At 67.7% G+C, this 1,850-nt stretch carries 1 protein-coding gene and 1 pseudogene; one reads left to right on the plus strand and one right to left on the minus strand.

From position 1 onward, the window contains the following. Nucleotides 1-101, plus strand: a 101-nt coding sequence (locus tag U9980_RS22435; RefSeq protein WP_322769746.1) for a BBE domain-containing protein, incomplete at its 5' end; no start/stop codon positions are given. A 27-nt stretch (nucleotides 102-128) separates the two neighbouring features. Here U9980_RS22435 and U9980_RS22440 read toward each other — a convergent pair. Beyond that, nucleotides 129-1,317: pseudogene (locus U9980_RS22440) on the minus strand (cytochrome P450). Nucleotides 1,318-1,850: the final 533 nt, after the last annotated feature.

Here is a 1,850-nt window from a genome sequence, read left to right on the forward strand (position 1 = left end):
CTTCCTACCGCGGCAACTATGACCGGCTCGCCGAGGTCAAGGCCCGGTACGACCCCGGAAATCACTTCCACGTCAACCAGAACATCCCGCCGGCCCGTTAGGCTGTTGACAGACCCAAACGATCGCGTTCAGATAACAATCGGTAGCCGTTTGTAACCACGCACGGTGCTGGTTGTGTAGTCGGACGGCGCGGTCGTGGTCGACATCCCAGGTCGGGAAGCGGCTCAGGGTTTCCTCCAGCGCGATGCGCCCTTCCAGCCGGGCGAGCGCCGCACCAAGGCAGAAGTGGATGCCGTGGCCGAGGGACACGTGGCTGTCGAAACGGCGGCGGACGTCGTAACGGTCGGCGTCGGGGTACTTGCGTTCGTCCCGGCCAGCCGCGGCGGTGAGCAGCAAAATCTTGGATTTGGCGGGGATGGTGGTGCCGTGCAGTTCGACGTCCCGGGTGTTGACGCGGCCCTGGACGGGTGAGGGGGCCTCGTAGCGCAGGGTCTCCTCGACGGCGTTCGGCACCAGGGACGGGTCGGCGGCCAGGAGCGCGCGCTGGTCGGGATGAGCGGCCAGCAGGTCAGCGGCCCATCCCAGCAGTCGGGCGACCGTCTCGGTGCCGGCGCCCACGAGCAGGTGCGCGAAGTCGGCCGCCTCGGAGGTGGTGAGCCGGCGGGCGCCCTCCGCGGCGGTGACCTCGGCCTCGACGAGTGCGGTCATCATGTCGTCTCGCGGGGCCTTGCGCCGCAGGTCGATCTGCTCGGTGAAGTAGGTGTGCAGCTTGATCTGGGCGGCGAAGGAGACGTCGTTGATCATGCCCTTGCCTTCCTCGATGTGGAAGGTCTCATCGATCGTGTGACGCACCTCCTCACGGTCGGCCGGATCGACCCCCATCAGCGCTGAGATGACCAGCGAGGGGAGCTGAGCGGCGAAGTCCTGGACGTAGTCGAACCCGCCGCCGCCGATCTGTGCGTCGAGAAGCTCGGCGCACAGCGTGCGGACGTATTGCTCCAGCGCGGAGACCCGACGGGGGGTGAAGGCACGGGAGACCAGCACCCGCAGGGTTGTATGCGCCGGCGGGTCCATGAAGATCATGTGACCGGTCTGCATGGGCTCTGGCCCCATCAGCTCCAGGACCGTGCCGTAGGCGGAGCTGTAGGTCGCGGGGTCGAGGTGTGCCCCATCGACGTCCGCGTGCCGGGAGAGGGCGAAGAAGTCGAATTTCTCGTTGCGGTAGACCGGCGCCTCGTCGCGCATCCGACGCCAGAGCGGGTGCGGGGCTACATCGAGCACCGTGTCGAACGGATCCCAGTACAGGTCTGTCACGATTCGGACCTCCTTGTGCCGAGCCCGCGCTACGGACCGCCGGAGACGGTACATCCACATTGATCAAGGTGAGCACCAGGCGCACGCCCTCCGCCCCAGGCCGTCGGCCGCCGGGGGATCGGGGTCGGACGCTCAACCACATCTCCCCTGGTCGGTTTCCTGACTGTGCATGCATAAACTCGACCGCTGATGCGGTCGCTCGTGGCGTGTCCATCCCGTCGGGCCCACGACGGCGACCGCCCCGGCACCCAACCCTCTGACCGAGACGGACGCGTCGGAGTATCAGCAATGGCGAATGTCTCTCCGGCGGACGATCGGGCGGGAGCCCACCGGGCATGTCGAGGGTCGGAGACCGGGAGCCGTCCGGTACCGCTTAGAGCGCCCGGTAATAGGGGCGTGGATCAAGGAGCGGGGCTGGGGCGCGTAGATCGCGAGGCGGAGGAGGAAGGCACCCTGGTGTTGGGTGTCGACCGACGACAACGACGCGAGGTGCGTGCCCCAGCCCCGCGACGCCGCGTCCCCTATTGCCGGGCGCT

Origin of the sequence: Protofrankia sp. Cr1 (genome assembly GCF_963555865.1) — a bacterium.
Classification (GTDB): Bacteria; Actinomycetota; Actinomycetes; order Frankiales; family Frankiaceae; genus Protofrankia.